Genomic DNA, 16,868 nt, shown 5'->3' on the forward strand with positions numbered 1-16,868 from the left:
TTTCTATACTGCCCCAGAGCGTCCCCCACCGGCCTGATATGAGTCAAGGGGCAGGTTAGGCGCGCTGGTAGTAAATTTTCGCTATGGATTGTATACACAAAATCCGCGGGACCATCATGCGCCATTCAGGGACGATGAGACAACCTCTCAATTAGGAGTACAGGACATGTCCCTTGGTAGTCTGATGCGCAGCCTGCTGGCTGCCTATGCCTGCGGTGCCACTGGCAGCAACGTCGAATTCGCGCGGCCGGAGTGATGAGCCGTCACGCCGGGCCTTCATCCAGCGGCAACACCGTCACCTGCACCTGCGGGTCATGGCTGCCCCCGCCCAGAATCACCCCACGCAGCGGTGACACATCGGAAAAATCCCGGCCCCAGGCCAGGGTGATGTGCTCCAGCGCCGGCAGCAGGTTGTTGGTGGGGTCGAAATCCACCCAGCCGTTGACCGGGCAATACACCGACACCCACGCATGCGAGGCATCGGCCCCGATCAGCCGGGCCTGCCCGGGCGGCGGGCGCGTCAGCAGGTAGCCGCTGACATAGCGCGCCGCCAGCCCGCGCGAGCGCAGGCACGCGAGCATCAGGTGGGCGAAGTCCTGGCACACGCCGCGGCGACGCTGCAGCACCTCAACCAGCGGGGTGGCCACCTGGGTGGCACCGGCATCGAAGGTGAACTGGCTGAAAATCTGCTGCATCAGGGCCTGCACGCACAGCAGCAACGGCTGGCCCGGGGCGAAAAACGGCTCGGCAAACACGACGAAACGCTGCTTCAGCCGCACATACGGCGATTCGAAACGAAAGCGGCACGCCTCCAGCGTGGCCGCAGTCAGCGCCTGCCCCGAATACGCCAGCGCCTGGCACACCTGTTCCCACGGCGGCGAGGCAGCCAGCACCGGCGCGGCGCGCGACAGCACGTTCACCTGCACCCGCGTCACCACGCGCAGTTGATCATGCTGGCGCTCCAGCGCCAGCCGGGTCAGCGGGTTGCCGAAGCCGTCGAGCTCGTCGCGCCGCCGGGTCGGCAGCGGGTCGACCTGCAATTGCCGGTCTTCGCACTGCTGCCAGGCACAGGCCCGTGGCCACAGATGCACCAGTTGCTGGGCCAGGGACACCGGGCTGTCATAGCGGTAATGGGTGTCGTGCAGTACCTGGTAGCGCGCGCTCATCAGGCCGACACCGTCTGCTGGCTGATGTCATCGACATGCACGAAGTGGCGCAGCGCCAGTCGCTCGGAGGCCTGCAGGCTGGCCTTGGCAATCTCGCCCAGCAACTCGGCCAGGCCATCGAGCACCGCGCGCACGCTGGCCTTGCCGAACAGCGCGTGCTCCAGGCTGCCCAGGTCGAAGTGGTACAGGCGCTCGGCGAGCAGGGCCAGGGTCGGGTCTGGCGGGCTGCCGAACTCATCGCTGGATCGCTCCAGGGCACGCACCAGCAGCTTGAGCTGGAACAGCACCGCATGGGGGTTCTGCTGGTCGAGCAGGAGCAGGTCCAGCACCGGGATCAACTGCGCCACCGCCAGGTAGCGCGAGCGGTAGGTGATGCTGCTGTTGCCCAGTTCAAGCAGCCATTCCAGGCCCGCCTGGTCGAAGGCGCCGGGGCCGCGCAGAAAACTGGCCAGGCTCAGGCTCAAGCCCTGCAGGCGCTCGATGCGCCGCCCGATCATCAGAAAGCGCCAGCCTTCATCGCGGGTCATGTCGTCCAGGGCAAAGCCGGACAGCGCCGCCAGCGACATCACCAGGCGGTTGAGAAAATCCAGCAGCTCGCCGAAGTCCGCCGTCTGCCCACCCAGCGCCTGGGCTTCGTGCTGCAACTCCACCAGCGCCTGCCAGTTCTCCCGCGAGAGCTTGCCGCGCACCTGGGCGGCGGTCCACTGCAGGCGCTGCAGGTTGGCGCGCAGGCTGAACGCCCAGTCGGCATCGAGCAAGGCGGCGCGCAGGCGCTCGGCCAGGGTGCCCTCGGGGGGCAGCAGCTCAAGCTCTTCGGCCAGGGCCACCGCCGCCTGCCAGGTGGACGGATGTTCGCCATCCAGGTAGCGGCTGAGCAGGATGCGCAGCAGGCGCGCGCTGGTGTCGCAGCGCTCGCAATAGCGGCCGAACCAGAACAGGTTTTCCACGACCCGCGACGGCAGGTACGGGTCCTGGCGGATCAGATCGGCCACGCCAAGGGTGCGGCTGGCCTGCCACTGTTCGCCGACCGGGGCCGCCTCGCCGAGTACCCAGGTGTCCTTGCTGGCCCCGCCGCGCTGCATCGACACCACCTCGGCATCGGCCAGGGCGGCCACCCGGGTCAAGCCGCCGGGCAGCACCCGGTAGCCATCGGCGGTGGCCACCGCATACACCCGCATGCCGATCGGCCGCGCCTGCAGCGTGCCCTGCCATACCGGCGCCTGGGACAACTGCGCCAGTTCCTGTGCCACGTAGGCATACGGGCGTGCACGGATGCGCCCGGCCAAGGCATCGCGCGCCGCGTCGTCCAGGTCGCGCCCGAACAGCGCAGCGAAACTCTGCGAGGGGAACGCCGGCTTGATCAGCAGCTCCGGCAGCCTGGCCAGGGCCTGCTCCAGCGCAGGCGGCTCGCCGCACCACCAGGTGGCGATCGACGGCAGGCTCAGGGCCTCGCCGAACAGGTGCTGGTTGATGGCCGGCAGAAAGCCGAGCAGGCCGGGAGACTCGAGCACCCCGCTGCCCAGCGCATTGGCCACCAGCACGCGGCCCTGGCGTACCGCGTCGAGCAGGCCGGGCACGCCGAGGGCCGAGTCGGTACGCAGTTCCAGCGGGTCGCAGAAATCGTCGTCCAGGCGGCGCATGATCGCGTGTACCCGGCGCAGCCCGCCCAGGGTCTTGAGGTAAACCGTGGCATCGCGCACGGTCAGGTCGCTGCCTTCGACCAGTGGGTAACCCAGCTGGCGGGCGAGGAACAGGTGCTCGAAATAACTTTCGTTGAAGCGCCCCGGGGTCAGCAGTACCACCAGCGGCGGTTCCTGGCCGCTGGGTGCCAGGCGCAGCAGGCTCTGTTGCAGGTTGCGAAAGAAGCCGGCCAGGTGCTGCACGTGCAGGTCGCGGTACAGGTCCGGCAGGGTGCGCGTGACCAGCGTGCGGTTCTCCAGCGCGAAGCCGGCCCCGGAGGGCGCCTGGGTGCGGTCGGCGGTGACCCACCAGCGCCCATCGGGGCCGCGGGCAAGGTCGGCAGCGTACACATGCAGGAAGGTCGAGCCGGGCGGCGTGATGCCCTGGCACGGCCAGAGAAAATTGTTGTGGCCGAACACCAGCTCGGACGGCAGCAGGCCTTCGCCGATCAGGCGCTGCGGGCCATAGATGTCGGCCAGTACCGCGTTGAGCAGGTGCGCGCGCTGGGCGATGCCCGCCGCCAGCGCCTGCCACTCCTGCGCGGGGATCAGCTGCGGCAGCAGGTCCAGCTCCCACGGGCGATCGGTGCCGTCGGGGTCGGCGTAGATGTTGTAGGTGACGCCGTTTTCCTGCAGATGACGCGCCAGTTGGGCCTGGCGCTGGGCCAGCTGGGTGGGGCCGCTGCGTTGCAGGTGCTGGTGCAGGCGCTGCCAATGCGGGCGCACGCTGCCATCCGCCGCGAACATCTCGTGGTAGGAGGCAGGGCTTGGTGAGGCCAGCGGGTCAGCCATGGGCGTGCTCGGTGACGGCAGGTGATGCAGGGTAGCGTGTGGCGGGGATGGGGAGAAGGATGGATGTGGCCTTGCGGGCCTCATCGCGGGTCAAGCCCGCTCCCACAGGATAGTCAGTGGCCTATGGATCTGCACTGTACCTGTGGGAGCGGACTTGACCCGCGATGGCCGCGACGCGTATCAGCGTGGCAACACCGGCTCGCGGGTCTTCTTGCCCTTGCCCTTGCCACCCTTGGCGGCGTCCTTGCGTGCCTTGGCCGCTTCCTGGTTACGCGCAAAGGCGGCCGCCTTGGCCTGCTCGCGCTTGTCCCACGGCTTGGCACCGTCGCTGGCACGCGGCGGCAAGCCGGTGTGCTGGGTCAGGATCTTGGTTTCCTTGGCCACCTTGTGGCTGCCCGCCGGCGTCGAGTTCTTGCGCCGCGCACTCTGATAGCTGTCGGTCGCCGGCTGGTGCAGCGGGATCAACTGGTGTTTGGCCGGCCCGATCAGGTCGGCACGCCCCATGCGCTGCAGGGCTTCGCGCAGCATCGGCCAGCCCTTGGGGTCGTGGTAACGCAGGAACGCCTTGTGCAGGCGGCGCTGCTCCTCGCTCTTGACGATGGTCACCGCGTCGCTCTTGTAGGTGACCTTGCGCAGCGGGTTCTTGCCCGAGTGGTACATGGCAGTGGCCGAGGCCATCGGCGACGGGTAGAACGCCTGCACCTGGTCGGCGCGAAAGCCATTGCCCTTGAGCCACAGGGCCAGGTTCATCATGTCTTCGTCGGTAGTGCCCGGGTGCGCCGCGATGAAGTACGGGATCAGGTACTGCTCCTTGCCCGCCTCCTTGGAGTACTTCTCGAACATGCGCTTGAAGCGATCGTAGCTGCCGATACCAGGCTTCATCATCTGGTTCAGCGGGCCTTCCTCGGTATGCTCCGGGGCAATCTTGAGGTAGCCGCCCACGTGGTGGGTGACCAGCTCCTTGACGTACTCCGGCGACTCGACTGCCAGGTCGTAGCGCAGGCCCGAGGCGATCAGGATCTTCTTCACCCCCGGCAGGTCACGCGCACTGCGGTACAGCTGGATCAGCGCCGAGTGGTCGGTGTTCAGGTTGGGGCAGATGCCGGGGAACACGCACGACGGCTTGCGGCACGCAGATTCGATTTCCGGGCTCTTGCAGGCAATGCGGTACATGTTGGCGGTCGGCCCGCCCAGGTCGGAGATGACCCCGGTAAAGCCCGGCACCTTGTCGCGGATTTCTTCGATCTCGCGAATGATCGAGTCGTGGGAACGGTTCTGGATGATGCGGCCTTCGTGCTCGGTGATCGAGCAGAAGGTGCAGCCACCGAAGCAGCCACGCATGATGTTCACCGAGAAGCGGATCATGTCGTAGGCCGGGATCTTCTCCTTGCCATACGCCGGGTGCGGGACGCGCGCATAGGGCATGCCGAACACGTAGTCCATCTCTTCGGTGGTCATCGGGATGGGCGGCGGGTTGAACCACACGTCCACCTCGCCGTGCTTCTGCACCAGCGCACGGGCGTTGCCCGGGTTGGTTTCCAGGTGCAGCACGCGGTTGGCGTGGGCGTACAGCACCGCATCGCTGCGCACCTTCTCGTAGGACGGCAGGCGGATCACGGTCTTGTCGCGGGTCATGCGCGGGCTGGCCAGAATCTGCACCACCTTGGCTTCCTGCGGGTCTTCGACCGGGCCCTTCTCCTGCTCGATGGCGCAGGCCTGGGTGTCCTGGGTGTTCACGTACGGGTTGATGATCTTGTCGACCTTGCCCGGCCGGTCGATACGCGTGGAGTCCACTTCGTACCAGCCCTGCGGGGTGTCGCGGCGCACGAAGGCGGTGCCGCGGATGTCGGTGATGTCTTCGATCTTGTGGCCGTAGGACAGGCGCTGGGCGACTTCGACGATCGCGCGTTCGGCGTTGCCGTACAGCAGGATGTCGGCGCAGGCGTCGATCAGGATCGAGTGCCGCACCTTGTCCTGCCAGTAGTCGTAGTGCGCGATGCGGCGCAGCGAGGCCTCGATGCCACCCAGCACGATCGGCACGTGCTTGTAGGCTTCCTTGCAGCGCTGGCTGTAGACCAGGCTGGCACGGTCGGGGCGCTTGCCGGCCAGGCCGCCCGGGGTGTAGGCGTCGTCCGAGCGGATCTTCTTGTCGGCGGTGTAGCGGTTGATCATCGAGTCCATGTTGCCGGCCGCGACACCGAAGAACAGGTTCGGCTCGCCCAGCTTCATGAAGTCGTCTTTGCTCTGCCAGTTCGGCTGGGCAATGATGCCCACCCGGAAGCCCTGGGCTTCGAGCAGCCGGCCGATGATGGCCATGCCGAACGACGGGTGGTCGACGTAGGCGTCACCGGTCACGATGATGATGTCGCAGGAATCCCAGCCGAGCTGATCCATCTCCTCCCTGCTCATCGGCAGGAATGGCGCTGGCCCGAAGCATTCGGCCCAGTACTTGGGATAGTCGAAAAGTGGTTTGGCTGCTTGCATGTCAGTGACCGGTTCTTGGTATCAGGGAAATCGCGGGCGCGGAATATAGCACAAATTTTGACCAATTCCGACGTCAGAAGTCGGAATTGGCCATCGGTACCTTATTCGTCGTCGTCGAAGTTGTAGCTGCCCGGTGCCAGGTTCTCGAAGCGCGTGTACTTGCCGATGAACGCCAGGCGCACGAAGCCGATGGGGCCGTTACGCTGCTTGCCGATGATGATCTCGGCGATGCCCTTGTGCTCGGTCTCGGGGTGGTACACCTCGTCGCGGTACACGAACATGATCACGTCGGCGTCCTGCTCGATCGCACCCGATTCACGCAAGTCGGAGTTCACCGGGCGCTTGTTGGGGCGCTGCTCGAGGGAGCGGTTGAGCTGCGACAGGGCGATGACCGGGCAGTTGAATTCCTTGGCCAGGGCCTTGAGCGAGCGCGAGATCTCGGAAATCTCGTTGGTACGGTTGTCACCGCTGGAGCCCGGGATCTGCATCAGTTGCAGGTAGTCGATCATGATCATGGCGATCTCGCCATGCTCACGCACCAGGCGCCGGGTACGTGCGCGCATTTCCGACGGGCTGATGCCGGCGGTGTCGTCGATGAACAGCTTGCGGTCATTGAGCAGGTTGACCGCCGAAGTCAGGCGCGGCCAGTCGTCGTCGTCCAGCTGGCCGGAACGCACCTTGGTCTGGTCGATGCGCCCCAGCGAGGAGAGCATACGCATGATCAGCGATTCGCCTGGCATCTCCAGGGAGTACACCAGCACCGCCTTGTCGCTGCGCAACACGGCGTTCTCCACCAGGTTCATGGCGAAGGTGGTCTTACCCATCGACGGACGGCCGGCCACGATGATCAGGTCGGCCGGCTGCAGGCCGCTGGTCTTCTCGTCCAGGTCGGTGTAACCGGTGGAAATACCGGTGATGGCGCTGTCGGAGTTGAACAGCGTGTCGATGCGGTCGATGGCCTTGGTCAGCAGTTCGTTGACCCCTACCGGGCCACCGGTCTTGGGCCGTGCTTCGGCGATCTGGAAGATCTGCCGTTCGGCCTCGTCGAGGATCTCGGCGGCGTTGCGGCCCTGGGGGTTGAACGCGCTGTCGGCGATCTCGCTGCTGATGCTGATCAGCTGGCGCAGTGTGGCGCGCTCGCGAATGATCTGCGCATAGGCCTTGATGTTGGCCACCGACGGGGTGTTCTTGGCCAGCTCGCCCAGGTAACCCAGGCCACCGACCTGGGAGCTCAGGCCTTCCTTGTCGAGCTGCTCGTGCAGCGTCACCACGTCGAACGGGGTGTTGAGGTCGGCGAGCTTGTAGATGGCGCGGAAGATCAGGCGATGGTCATGCCGGTAGAAGTCGCCGTCGGAGACTTGATCGAGCACGCGCTCCCAGGCGTTGTTGTCCAGCATCAGGCCACCGAGTACGGCCTGTTCGGCCTCGATGGAATGCGGCGGCACCTTCAGGGCAGCGGTTTGCAGATCATATTGCTCGGGGGCGGTTATCTCGTTCATGGCCACTTGGGAATCAGGGTGTTGAAAAAGACAAAGGGCACGACCTGCAATGCAGGATCGTGCCCGATGTTAACCGGCTGGCACCCAGGGTGCCAGTCGATTGGTCCAGCTTAGGCTGCGACGACAACCACGCGAACGGTGGCTTCTACGTCGCTGTGCAGGTGCACGGCTACGTCGAATTCGCCAACGTTGCGGATGGTGCCGTTCGGCAGACGCACTTCAGACTTGGCCACTTCAACGCCGGAGGCGGTCAGGGCGTCAGCGATGTCGTGGGTGCCGATCGAACCGAACAGCTTGCCTTCGTCACCGGCGGTGGCAGTGATGGTCACTTCCAGCTCGGCCAGTTGGGCAGCGCGGGTTTCAGCCGAAGCTTTCTTGTCAGCAGCCAGTTTTTCCAGCTCGGCGCGACGCTCTTCGAACGCAGCCAGGTTGGCAGCGGTCGCAGCGGTAGCCTTGCCGAATGGCAGCAGGAAGTTACGACCGTAACCGGCCTTAACATTTACCTTGTCGCCCAGGTTGCCCAGGTTGGCGACTTTTTCCAGCAGGATCAGTTCCATTAGGTATAAACCTCTTAACTTTTAACCTTCACCGTTCGCGTCACCGGCATCTTTCGATGCAGAACGACCGCGAAAATCAATCAGGCTGTCGACAATGGCCAGAACCACGAGCAACGGATAAATCAGCTGCATGAACAGCACCAGCGTCACGTACATCCCCACCAGCCAGAACCTGGCCAGGCGCTTCTGCGCGACCAGCCCGTGAATCAGAGCCAGCCCGGCGAACACCAGCGGTACGCTGCACAACGGTGTCAACATCGCCAGTTCGCTGCCGAAATTCGGCGCTATCAGCATGCACACCAGCAGCAACAGCGCCGGTACCAGCGGGAGCCGTATGGCGCGAAACTCGCTGCCAAAGCCTCCCGGGTTGTACAACGCGGCTTGCCAGTAGCGACCCAACATCAGGGCCAGCAGACTGACTGCCTGCAGCAATGCCGCAATCAGGCCGGTAAGCACCGGTGCGATCACGCTCCCCAGGCGGGCCCGCTCTTCTACCGTCAACTGCTGGTAGAGACCGTCGAGCATCTGCGGCAGGGCTTTTTCAAGCACCTGCGCCAGCGCTTCGATCGGTTCGCGGAACACCGAACCCAGGATGACGCCATACACCAGGCCCCAGGCGATGCTGAACAACAGCACCCGGCTCCAGGACTGTCCGGCGCGTAGCAACGCAGCCAGACCGAAGGTTCCCAGCAACACCATCAAGGTGCGCGGTTCACCGAAGAACCACCAGACCAGCGCGGGCAGCAATGCCCAGGCGAGGATCCCGGAGGCGTCCTTGAAACCGCGCCGCAGGAACACCAGGCTCCCGGCGGCGGCACTCAACCAGAACAACAGCGGCAATGCCGCACAACCGACCACTACCAGAGTGGCCTGCACGCGACCGCGCATGATGAAATCAGCTAACGCTCGCATGCACTTTATCCCTTGCTACCTGTCGACGACCCGGTCTCAGCGGCCGTGGCTGTCGGTGTAGGCCAGCAGGGCCAGGAAGCGGGCGCGCTTGATAGCGGTAGCCAGCTGACGCTGATAACGAGCTTTGGTACCGGTGATACGGCTTGGAACGATCTTGCCGGTTTCGGATACATAAGCTTTCAGGGTGTTGAGATCTTTGTAATCGATCTCTTTCACTTCTTCAGCAGTGAAGCGGCAGAATTTACGACGACGGAAGAAACGTGCCATGTAATAGGCTCCTCAAAAGGTCCGTGGATTACTCGTCAGCGTTATCGCTGTTGTCGCTGTTGTCGCTGTCATCGCCTTCGGCGTTGTCAGCGTGCTCAGGACGGTCGCGACGCTCACGGCGCTCACTGCGGTTTTCTTCAGCCTTGAGCATCTCGGACTGGCCGGTAACGGCTTCGTCGCGACGGATGACCAGGTTACGGATCACGGCATCGTTGTAGCGGAAGTTGTCTTCCAGCTCGGCCAGGGCCTTGCCGGTGCACTCAACGTTCAGCATCACGTAGTGAGCCTTGTGAACATTGTTGATTGCGTAGGCCAGTTGACGACGGCCCCAGTCTTCCAGACGGTGGATCTTGCCGCCGTCTTCTTCGATCAGCTTGGTGTAACGCTCAACCATGCCGCCGACTTGCTCGCTCTGGTCAGGGTGGACCAGAAAGATGATTTCGTAATGACGCATGAATGCTCCTTACGGGTTGTAGTCTGCCACCAGGGTGGTCAGACAAGGAGTGAATGACACTGTTTGTCTTGCCTTGTGCGGTGGGCGCATGCGCGCCTGCCAGCGGGGCAAGGGGCGCAATTGTAGAGAAGCGCCGGGGCGCACGCAAGGCAATTGGTGATTATTTGAACAGCCTTGAAAGCATCGCGGGCCAGGCCCGCCCCCACACAGGCCACCGAAAGCCCTGTGGGAGCGGGCTTGACCCGCGAAAGTGGCAACGCCTTATCAGGCCTTGCGCTTGGCCTGACGCTGACGCACCGCCTCGAACAGGCACACGCCCGTGGCCACCGACACGTTCAGGCTGCTGACGCTGCCGGCCATCGGCAGCTTCACCAGAAAATCGCAGTGCTCGCGGGTCAGGCGGCGCATGCCCTTGCCCTCGGCGCCCATGATCAGGATGGTCGGGCCGGTCAGGTCCTGCTGATACAGTTCCTGTTCGGCCTCCCCCGCCGTGCCCACCACCCACAGGCCGCGCTGCTGGAGCTTCTCCAGAGTACGCGCCAGGTTGGTCACGGCCACCAGCGGAATCACCTCGGCAGCGCCACACGCCACCTTGCGTACCGCCGGGGTCAGGGTCGCCGACTTGTCCTTGGGCACCACCACCGCCAGCGCACCGGCCGCATCGGCGGTGCGCAGGCAGGCGCCCAGGTTGTGCGGGTCGGTCACACCGTCCAGCACCAGAATCAGCGGCGCGCCTTCGGTGCGGTCCAGCAGCTCTTCGAGCATCGCCTCGCCCCACACCTGGCTCGGGCTGACCTCGGCGACCACGCCCTGGTGCACGCCCTCGACCCAGGCGTCCATCTCGCGGCGTTCAGCCTGGCCGACCGTCACTCGGTTCTGTGCGGCCAGCTCCAGCAGGGCCTGCACCCGCGGTTCACTGCGGCTGTCGGCCAGCCAGATCTGCTTGACCCGCTTGGGGTGGTGGCGCAACAGGGCCTCCACCGCATGCACACCGTAGATCTTTTCCAGCTGACTCATGACTTGCCCTTGGGTTTACGTGAAGCGGAACCGGCTTTTGGCGGCCCCTTGCGGTGCTTGCTCGGTTTCTCCGAAGACGTCTTCGAGCCCTTGGCCGCAGGCTTGCCCACGGCGTTCTTGGCATCGGACAGCAACGCCTTCTTCATTTCCCGGCTCTTGCGCACTTCGGCGTTCTTGGCTGCGGCATCGGCCGGGAAATAGGCTTCGGAGGTTTCGTTCTTGCGGCTGCGGCGCGGCGGCTCGGCCGGCGCCGCTTCGACCTTGGCGGCCTTGGCCGGCGCGCTGTAGGGCTTGGCGGCACCATTGGACTTGGGCGGGGCAGCGCCCGTCTTGCCCTTGGCGGCAGGCTCGGCACCACGCTGCTTGCGACCGATCGGCGCATTCAGGGTGTTTTCGGCCATCTCGAAATCGATCTTGCGCTGTTCGAGGTCCACGCGCATCACGCGCACTTCGACCGTGTCGCCCAGGCGGAAGCTGCGACCGGTGCGCTCGCCCGCCAGGCGGTGGTGTACCGGGTCGAAGTGGTAGTAGTCACCCGGCAAGGCACTGACGTGCACCATGCCTTCGACGTAGATGTCGGTCAGTTCGATGAACAGGCCGAAACCGGTCACCGCGGTGATCACACCCGGGAAGCTTTCGCCCACGCGATCCTTCATGTACTCGCACTTGAGCCAGTTGGTCACGTCGCGGGTGGCTTCGTCGGCGCGTCGCTCGCTCATCGAGCACTGCTCGCCCAGCTGCTCCAGGGCCGCCTCGTCGTACGGGTAGATGCGCGCCTTGGGAATGCTCATCGCGCCGGCCCGCTTGACGTGCGGGGTTTCCTGGCGCGAACGGATCACGCTGCGGATGGCACGGTGGGTCAGCAGGTCGGGGTAACGCCGGATCGGCGAGGTGAAGTGGGTGTACGCCTCGTAGTTCAGGCCGAAGTGGCCGTTGTTGTCGGCGCTGTACACCGCCTGGCTCAGCGAGCGCAGCATCACGGTCTGGATCAGGTGGAAGTCAGGGCGACCGGCGATCTGCGACAGCAGCGCCTGGTAGTCCTTGGGCGACGGACCATCCTTGCCCTTGTGCAGCGAAAGCCCCAGCTCGCCGAGGAAGGCGCGCAGTTTTTCCAGGCGCTCCGGCGGCGGACCGTCGTGCACGCGGTACAACGCAGGGATCTCGTGCTTCTTGAGGAACTCGGCCGTCGCCACGTTGGCCGCGAGCATGCATTCTTCGATCAACTTGTGCGCATCGTTGCGCACGGTCGGGCGAATTTCCGCGATCTTGCGCTCGGCACCGAAGATGATGCGGGTTTCCTGGGTTTCGAAGTCGATCGCGCCACGGGTGTGACGGGCCGCCAGCAACACCTTGTACAGCGCATACAGCTGCTTGAGGTCCGGCACCACGTGGCTGTACTGCTCGCGCAGCGCCTTGCCTTCACGGGTACGGGCATGTTCGAGCATGCTGCTGACCTTGTTGTAGGTCAGGCGCGCGTGGGAGTGGATGACCGCTTCGTAGAACTGGTAATCGACCATCTGGCCGGACTTGTTGATGGTCATTTCACAGACCATCGCCAGCCGGTCGACGTTCGGGTTCAGCGAGCACAGGCCGTTGGAAAGTTCCTCGGGCAGCATCGGGATCACCCTCTCGGGGAAGTACACCGAGTTGCCGCGCACCTGGGCTTCGTTGTCCAGGGCAGAGCCCAGGCGCACGTAGCTGGACACGTCGGCAATCGCCACGAACAGGCGCCAGCCACCGGAGAACAGGCGCAGCTTGCCCAGGCTTTCGCAGTACACGGCATCGTCGAAGTCCCGTGCGTCTTCGCCGTCGATGGTGACGAACGGCAGGTGACGCAGGTCGATGCGGTGTTCCTTGTCCTTCTCTTCGACTTCAGGCTTGAGCTTGCGCGCTTCCTTGATGACCGCCTCGGGCCATACATGGGGAATGTCGTAGCTGCGCAGCGCCACGTCGATTTCCATGCCCGGCGCCATGTAGTTGCCGATCACTTCGACGATATCGCCCTGCGGCTGGAAGCGCTGGGTCGGCCAGTGGGTGATCTTCACCTCGACGAACTGGCCGACCTTGGCGCCGGCATTGCGGCCCGGGGTTACCAGCACTTCCTGCTGGACCTTGGGGTTGTCGGGGGTCACGAAGCCCACCCCGCCTTCCTCGAAGTAGCGCCCCACGATGCTTTCGTGGGCACGGGAGATCACTTCGACCACCACGCCTTCACGCCGGCCGCGCCGGTCAAGCCCGGACACGCGCGCCAGCGCTCGGTCGCCATCGAACACCAGGCGCATCTGCGCCGGGCTCAGGAACAGGTCGTCGCTGCCATCGTCGGGGACGAGAAAACCGAAACCGTCGCGGTGGCCCGAGATGCGACCCAGGATCAGGTCCAGCTTGTCTACCGGGGCATAGGTGCCGCGCCGGGTGTAGATCAGCTGGCCGTCGCGCTCCATGGCGCGCAGGCGGCGACGCAAGGCCTCGATCTGGTCCTCGGTCTGCAGGCCGAACTCTTCCACCAGTTGCTCGCGGGCGGCGGGAGAGCCGCGCTCGTCAAGGCGCTGGAGGATCAGCTCACGGCTAGGAATGGGGTTTTCGTATTTTTCCGCTTCACGAGCGGCCTCGGGATCGAGGGTCTGCCAATCGGCCATTAGTAGGGGTTCACCTTGTCTATATAGGGTTAGTTTGGCATAGCCGTATTGAAACCGGAAATCCGAGGCTTTGACAGCCCCGTCAGGGCCCTTGAGTGATGCCAAAACAGCCCAAGGAACAACGACTTGAAATTTTTGAGATTTTTTCTGAACGGGGCTTTACAGCCTTCGAGGGCATCCGTATAGTGCGCACCACAACGACGGACAGCGTCGTTATAGTTGAGAAGCGGCGCGATGTGAAGCATCATGAAGCCTCGACGATATGCCCAGATGGTGAAATTGGTAGACACGCCAGCTTCAGGTGCTGGTGACCTTACGGTCGTGGAAGTTCGAGTCTTCTTCTGGGCACCAATTTTCAAGTTTCAGATTAGCTTGCCTGTCTGGAATTTACGCAACACACGCTACACCGTTTCATGTTTCAATGCTTCAACTTTGCCCAGATGGTGAAATTGGTAGACACGCCAGCTTCAGGTGCTGGTGACCTTACGGTCGTGGAAGTTCGAGTCTTCTTCTGGGCACCATATTCTAGAGAAACCCGCGAAAGCGGGTTTTTTTATGCCTGCGATTCGAGCTCACCCCACTGCCGCCCATTCGGACGCTGCGTTGCCACCCCGCCCCGCCCAACAAATCAAGTGAGTTAACCGATAGTCAGCTCATGAATTTTTCCTCACGGGCGTACTTGAGAAACTATATCGTTTATCATTGTTTCAAGATTTGTAGCCCGCAAGCGAGGAACCACCCGCATGACGATCCGCATCAACCCGATTTTGCGCGGCCTGGCCGTTTCCGTGTTCAGCCTGGTGCTCGCAGCACCCGCCGCCATGGCCGCCGACCCTGTGACGCTGACCCTGTACAACGGCCAGCACAAGGAAATCGGCGAAGCCATCGCCAAGGCCTACGAGGCCAAGACCGGCATTCACATCAATATCCGCAAGGGCAGCAGCAACCAGCTGGCCAGCCAGATCGAGGAAGAAGGCGCACGCTCCCCGGCCGACGTCATCTATACCGAAGAATCGCCGCCGCTGAACAACCTGGGCGAGAAGGGCCTGCTGGCCAAGATCGACGATTCGACCCTGCAAGTGCTGCCCAAGGAATACGTGGCCAGCAACGGCACCTGGATGGGCGTGACCGCTCGCACCCGCGTGGTGGCCTTCAACCCCAAGGTGATCGACGAAAAAGACCTGCCACAATCGGTGATGGACTTCGCCGACCCCGAGTGGGACGGCAAGGTCGGCTTCGTGCCCACCAGCGGCGCGTTCCAGGAACAGGCCGTGGCCATCCTCAAGCTGCACGGGCGTGAAGCGGCCGAAGAATGGCTGACCGGCCTCAAGGCCTTCGGCAAGACCTACACCAACAACATGGTTGCCCTCAAGGCCGTGGAAAACGGCGAAGTGGCTGCCGTACTGGTGAACAACTACTACTGGTACGCCCTCAAGAAAGAGCGCGGCCAGCTGGACTCCAAACTCTACTACCTGGCCGACGGCGACGTCGGTGGCCTGGTGACCATCTCCAGCGCCGCGGCGGTCAAGGCCAGCAAGCACCCCAAGGAAGCCCAGGCCCTGCTCGCCTGGATGGCCAGCGAAGAAGGCCAGCGCGTGATCACCCAGACCACCGCCGAGTATCCGCTGCACAAGGGCATGGTCTCGGACCAGGGCCTGAAGCCGTTCGAAGACCTGCGCCCGCCGAAGATCACCCCGGCCGACCTGGGCAATGCCGAGGAAGCCCTGGAACTTGAGCGCGAGGTCGGCCTGCTCTGATGGAAGCCGTGCTGCCTGCGCCGTCTGTGGCGCGTTATGTTCCGCGCCGCAAGCGCCCCTCGATCTGGGTGGTGCTACCGGTGCTGCTGCTGGTGGGCCTGAGCCTGCTGCCGTTGCTGTACGTGGGCCTCAAGGCCTGGCAGGCCGGCTGGCGCGAGGCGTTGTACCTGCTGTGGCGGCCCTTCGTCTGGGGCCTGATGAAGAACACCCTGCTGCTGATGGCCGGGGTGACCGTGGCCTGCGCCGTGGTCGGCCTGGCCCTGGCCTGGCTGCTGGAGCGCAGCGACCTGCGCGGGCGGCGTTTGTGGGGCGTGATCCTGTGCCTGCCGTTTGCCGTGCCGGCGTTCGTCAGCGGCTTCACCTGGGTCTCGCTGAGCCCGCGCTTCGAGGGGCTGGGCGGGGCGATCCTGGTGATGGCGCTGTCCAAGTATCCACTGGTGTTCCTGCCGGTGGCCGCGACCCTGCGCAACCTCGACACCTCGCTTGAAGAATCGGCCCGCACCCTGGGCTACAACCGCTGGGGTGTGTTCCGCCGGGTCACCCTGCCGCTGCTGTGGCCATCGATCCTGGGCGGCAGCCTGCTGATTGCCTTGCACATGCTGGTGGAATTCGGCGCGCTGTCGATCCTGGGCCTGCAGACCTTCACCACCGCGATCTACCAGCAGTTCGAGCTGGAGTTCAGCAACGCCAATGCGGCGATGCTCTCGGCGGTGCTGCTGTTCATGTGCCTGTTGCTGCTGTGGTTCGAGCTGCGGGTACGCGGCAAGGCGCGGCACGTGCGCATCGGCCAGGGCGTGGCACGCCGCGCCAAGCCGATCCGCCTGGGTGGCTGGAGCATACTGGGGCAGTTGAGCTGCCTGCTGCTGGCAGTGCTGGGCAGCGGCATCCCGCTGGGCATGCTGGGCTACTGGCTGAGCGTGGGATCGTCGGCGGCCTTCCCGGTGGCCGACATCAGCCGGGCGCTGTTCTCGTCGCTGTCGCTGGCACTGGGCGGCGCGGGGGTGAGCCTGCTGCTGGCGTTACCGGTGAGCTTTCTGGTGGTGCGCTACAAGGGCCGCCTGGCGATCTGGGCCGAGCGCCTGCCCTACTTGCTGCACGCGCTGCCGGGGCTGGTGATTGCGCTGACCCTGGTGTATTTCGCCCTGCACTATGTGCCGGCGCTGTACCAGACCACCGGCCTGCTGTTGCTGGCCTATGCGCTGCTGTTCTTGCCGCTGGCGCAGGCGCCGGTGCGTACCGCGCTGACCAAGGCCGCACCACAGCTGGAAGAGGCGGCGCGCACCCTGGGCGCGACGCCGTTCAAGGCGTTCTGCAAGGTGACCCTGCCGATCATCTTCCCGGCCCTGGCGGCAGCGTTTGCGCTGGTGTTCCTGGATGCGATGAAGGAGCTGACCGCCACCCTGCTGCTCAGCCCCACCGGCATGACCACGCTGGCGACCGAAGTGTGGGCGCATACCGCCAACGTCGAATTCGCGGCGGCGGCGCCCTATGCGGCGCTGTTGATTGTGGTGTCGGGCTTGCCGGTGTACCTGCTGACGACGCGGATGTACCTGAACCGCGCCTAGACCGCGACGCATCCTTCGCCGGCAAGGCCGGCTCCTACAGACGACGCAAACCCTGTAGGAGCCGGCCTTGCCGGCGAACGTGG

The 16,868-nt window shown here is 64.4% G+C and carries 12 protein-coding genes and 2 tRNA genes; 4 read left to right on the forward strand and 10 right to left on the reverse strand.

Features of this window, described 5'->3' with window-relative positions; translation table 11 throughout:
- Positions 1 to 263: 263 nt before the first annotated feature.
- From CR917_RS22370 to rnr, 10 genes are all read right to left on the reverse strand, one after another.
- Entirely contained in the window at positions 264 to 1,166 is a 903-nt protein-coding gene (locus tag CR917_RS22370) for a transglutaminase family protein (RefSeq protein WP_104572989.1), read from the reverse strand.
- On the reverse strand, positions 1,166 to 3,637 hold the full coding sequence (locus tag CR917_RS22375) for a circularly permuted type 2 ATP-grasp protein (protein ID WP_058541586.1): 2,472 nt from the start codon (positions 3,635 to 3,637) through the stop codon (positions 1,166 to 1,168). Before CR917_RS22375 ends, CR917_RS22370 begins: the two co-directional genes overlap by 1 nt.
- 180 nt (positions 3,638 to 3,817) lie before the next feature.
- Positions 3,818 to 6,121, reverse strand: a complete 2,304-nt coding sequence (locus tag CR917_RS22380; protein WP_043863520.1) for a YgiQ family radical SAM protein — start codon at positions 6,119 to 6,121, stop codon at positions 3,818 to 3,820.
- A gap of 101 nt (positions 6,122 to 6,222) precedes the next feature.
- Entirely contained in the window at positions 6,223 to 7,620 is a 1,398-nt protein-coding gene (gene dnaB, locus CR917_RS22385; RefSeq protein ID WP_043863521.1) for a replicative DNA helicase, read from the reverse strand.
- A gap of 110 nt (positions 7,621 to 7,730) precedes the next feature.
- Complete coding sequence (gene rplI / locus CR917_RS22390; RefSeq protein WP_043863522.1) at positions 7,731 to 8,177, reverse strand: 50S ribosomal protein L9; 447 nt, start codon at positions 8,175 to 8,177, stop codon at positions 7,731 to 7,733.
- Positions 8,178 to 8,198: 21 nt separating this feature from the next.
- A complete protein-coding gene (locus CR917_RS22395; RefSeq protein WP_043863523.1) occupies positions 8,199 to 9,089 on the reverse strand; it encodes a hypothetical protein in 891 nt (296 codons plus the stop codon).
- A 36-nt stretch (positions 9,090 to 9,125) separates the two neighbouring features.
- Entirely contained in the window at positions 9,126 to 9,356 is a 231-nt protein-coding gene (gene rpsR, locus CR917_RS22400; RefSeq protein ID WP_003171373.1) for a 30S ribosomal protein S18, read from the reverse strand.
- 28 nt (positions 9,357 to 9,384) lie between these two features.
- The gene (gene rpsF / locus CR917_RS22405; RefSeq protein ID WP_043863524.1) at positions 9,385 to 9,810 is read right to left on the reverse strand and encodes a 30S ribosomal protein S6; all 426 of its coding nucleotides are present in this window, start codon (positions 9,808 to 9,810) and stop codon (positions 9,385 to 9,387) included.
- Positions 9,811 to 10,074: 264 nt separating this feature from the next.
- Positions 10,075 to 10,827 carry a 23S rRNA (guanosine(2251)-2'-O)-methyltransferase RlmB gene (rlmB, locus tag CR917_RS22410; RefSeq protein ID WP_043863525.1) on the reverse strand — a complete coding sequence of 251 codons (753 nt, stop codon included), beginning with the start codon at positions 10,825 to 10,827 and terminating at the stop codon, positions 10,075 to 10,077.
- Entirely contained in the window at positions 10,824 to 13,463 is a 2,640-nt protein-coding gene (rnr, locus tag CR917_RS22415; RefSeq protein ID WP_104572990.1) for a ribonuclease R, read from the reverse strand. Before rnr ends, rlmB begins: the two co-directional genes overlap by 4 nt.
- A gap of 264 nt (positions 13,464 to 13,727) precedes the next feature.
- Between rnr and CR917_RS22420 the strand changes: the two genes are divergently transcribed.
- From CR917_RS22420 to CR917_RS22435, 4 genes are all read left to right on the forward strand, one after another.
- Positions 13,728 to 13,814 (forward strand) — tRNA-Leu (locus CR917_RS22420).
- An 83-nt stretch (positions 13,815 to 13,897) separates the two neighbouring features.
- Positions 13,898 to 13,984 (forward strand) — tRNA-Leu (locus CR917_RS22425).
- Positions 13,985 to 14,206: 222 nt separating this feature from the next.
- Complete coding sequence (locus CR917_RS22430) at positions 14,207 to 15,220, forward strand: extracellular solute-binding protein (RefSeq protein ID WP_043863527.1); 1,014 nt, start codon at positions 14,207 to 14,209, stop codon at positions 15,218 to 15,220.
- The gene (locus CR917_RS22435; protein ID WP_088514718.1) at positions 15,220 to 16,785 is read left to right on the forward strand and encodes an iron ABC transporter permease; all 1,566 of its coding nucleotides are present in this window, start codon (positions 15,220 to 15,222) and stop codon (positions 16,783 to 16,785) included. Before CR917_RS22430 ends, CR917_RS22435 begins: the two co-directional genes overlap by 1 nt.
- Positions 16,786 to 16,868 lie beyond the last annotated feature (83 nt).

The sequence above is a fragment of the Pseudomonas sp. BRM28 genome, from assembly GCF_002939405.1.
GTDB classification, from domain to species: Bacteria; Pseudomonadota; Gammaproteobacteria; order Pseudomonadales; family Pseudomonadaceae; genus Aquipseudomonas; species Aquipseudomonas palmensis.

What these genes read in the sequence shown, in the direction of transcription:
- rpsF (WP_043863524.1), bottom strand. Translation starts at nt 9,810, where the DNA reads ATGCGTCATTACGAAATCATCTTTCTGGTCCACCCTGACCAGAGCGAG.
- CR917_RS22435 (WP_088514718.1), top strand. Translation starts at nt 15,220, where the DNA reads ATGGAAGCCGTGCTGCCTGCGCCGTCTGTGGCGCGTTATGTTCCGCGC.
- CR917_RS22380 (WP_043863520.1), bottom strand. Translation starts at nt 6,121, where the DNA reads ATGCAAGCAGCCAAACCACTTTTCGACTATCCCAAGTACTGGGCCGAA.
- CR917_RS22375 (WP_058541586.1), bottom strand. Translation starts at nt 3,637, where the DNA reads ATGGCTGACCCGCTGGCCTCACCAAGCCCTGCCTCCTACCACGAGATG.
- CR917_RS22370 (WP_104572989.1), bottom strand. Translation starts at nt 1,166, where the DNA reads ATGAGCGCGCGCTACCAGGTACTGCACGACACCCATTACCGCTATGAC.
- CR917_RS22395 (WP_043863523.1), bottom strand. Translation starts at nt 9,089, where the DNA reads ATGCGAGCGTTAGCTGATTTCATCATGCGCGGTCGCGTGCAGGCCACT.
- rlmB (WP_043863525.1), bottom strand. Translation starts at nt 10,827, where the DNA reads ATGAGTCAGCTGGAAAAGATCTACGGTGTGCATGCGGTGGAGGCCCTG.
- rpsR (WP_003171373.1), bottom strand. Translation starts at nt 9,356, where the DNA reads ATGGCACGTTTCTTCCGTCGTCGTAAATTCTGCCGCTTCACTGCTGAA.
- CR917_RS22430 (WP_043863527.1), top strand. Translation starts at nt 14,207, where the DNA reads ATGACGATCCGCATCAACCCGATTTTGCGCGGCCTGGCCGTTTCCGTG.
- rnr (WP_104572990.1), bottom strand. Translation starts at nt 13,463, where the DNA reads ATGGCCGATTGGCAGACCCTCGATCCCGAGGCCGCTCGTGAAGCGGAA.
- rplI (WP_043863522.1), bottom strand. Translation starts at nt 8,177, where the DNA reads ATGGAACTGATCCTGCTGGAAAAAGTCGCCAACCTGGGCAACCTGGGC.
- dnaB (WP_043863521.1), bottom strand. Translation starts at nt 7,620, where the DNA reads ATGAACGAGATAACCGCCCCCGAGCAATATGATCTGCAAACCGCTGCC.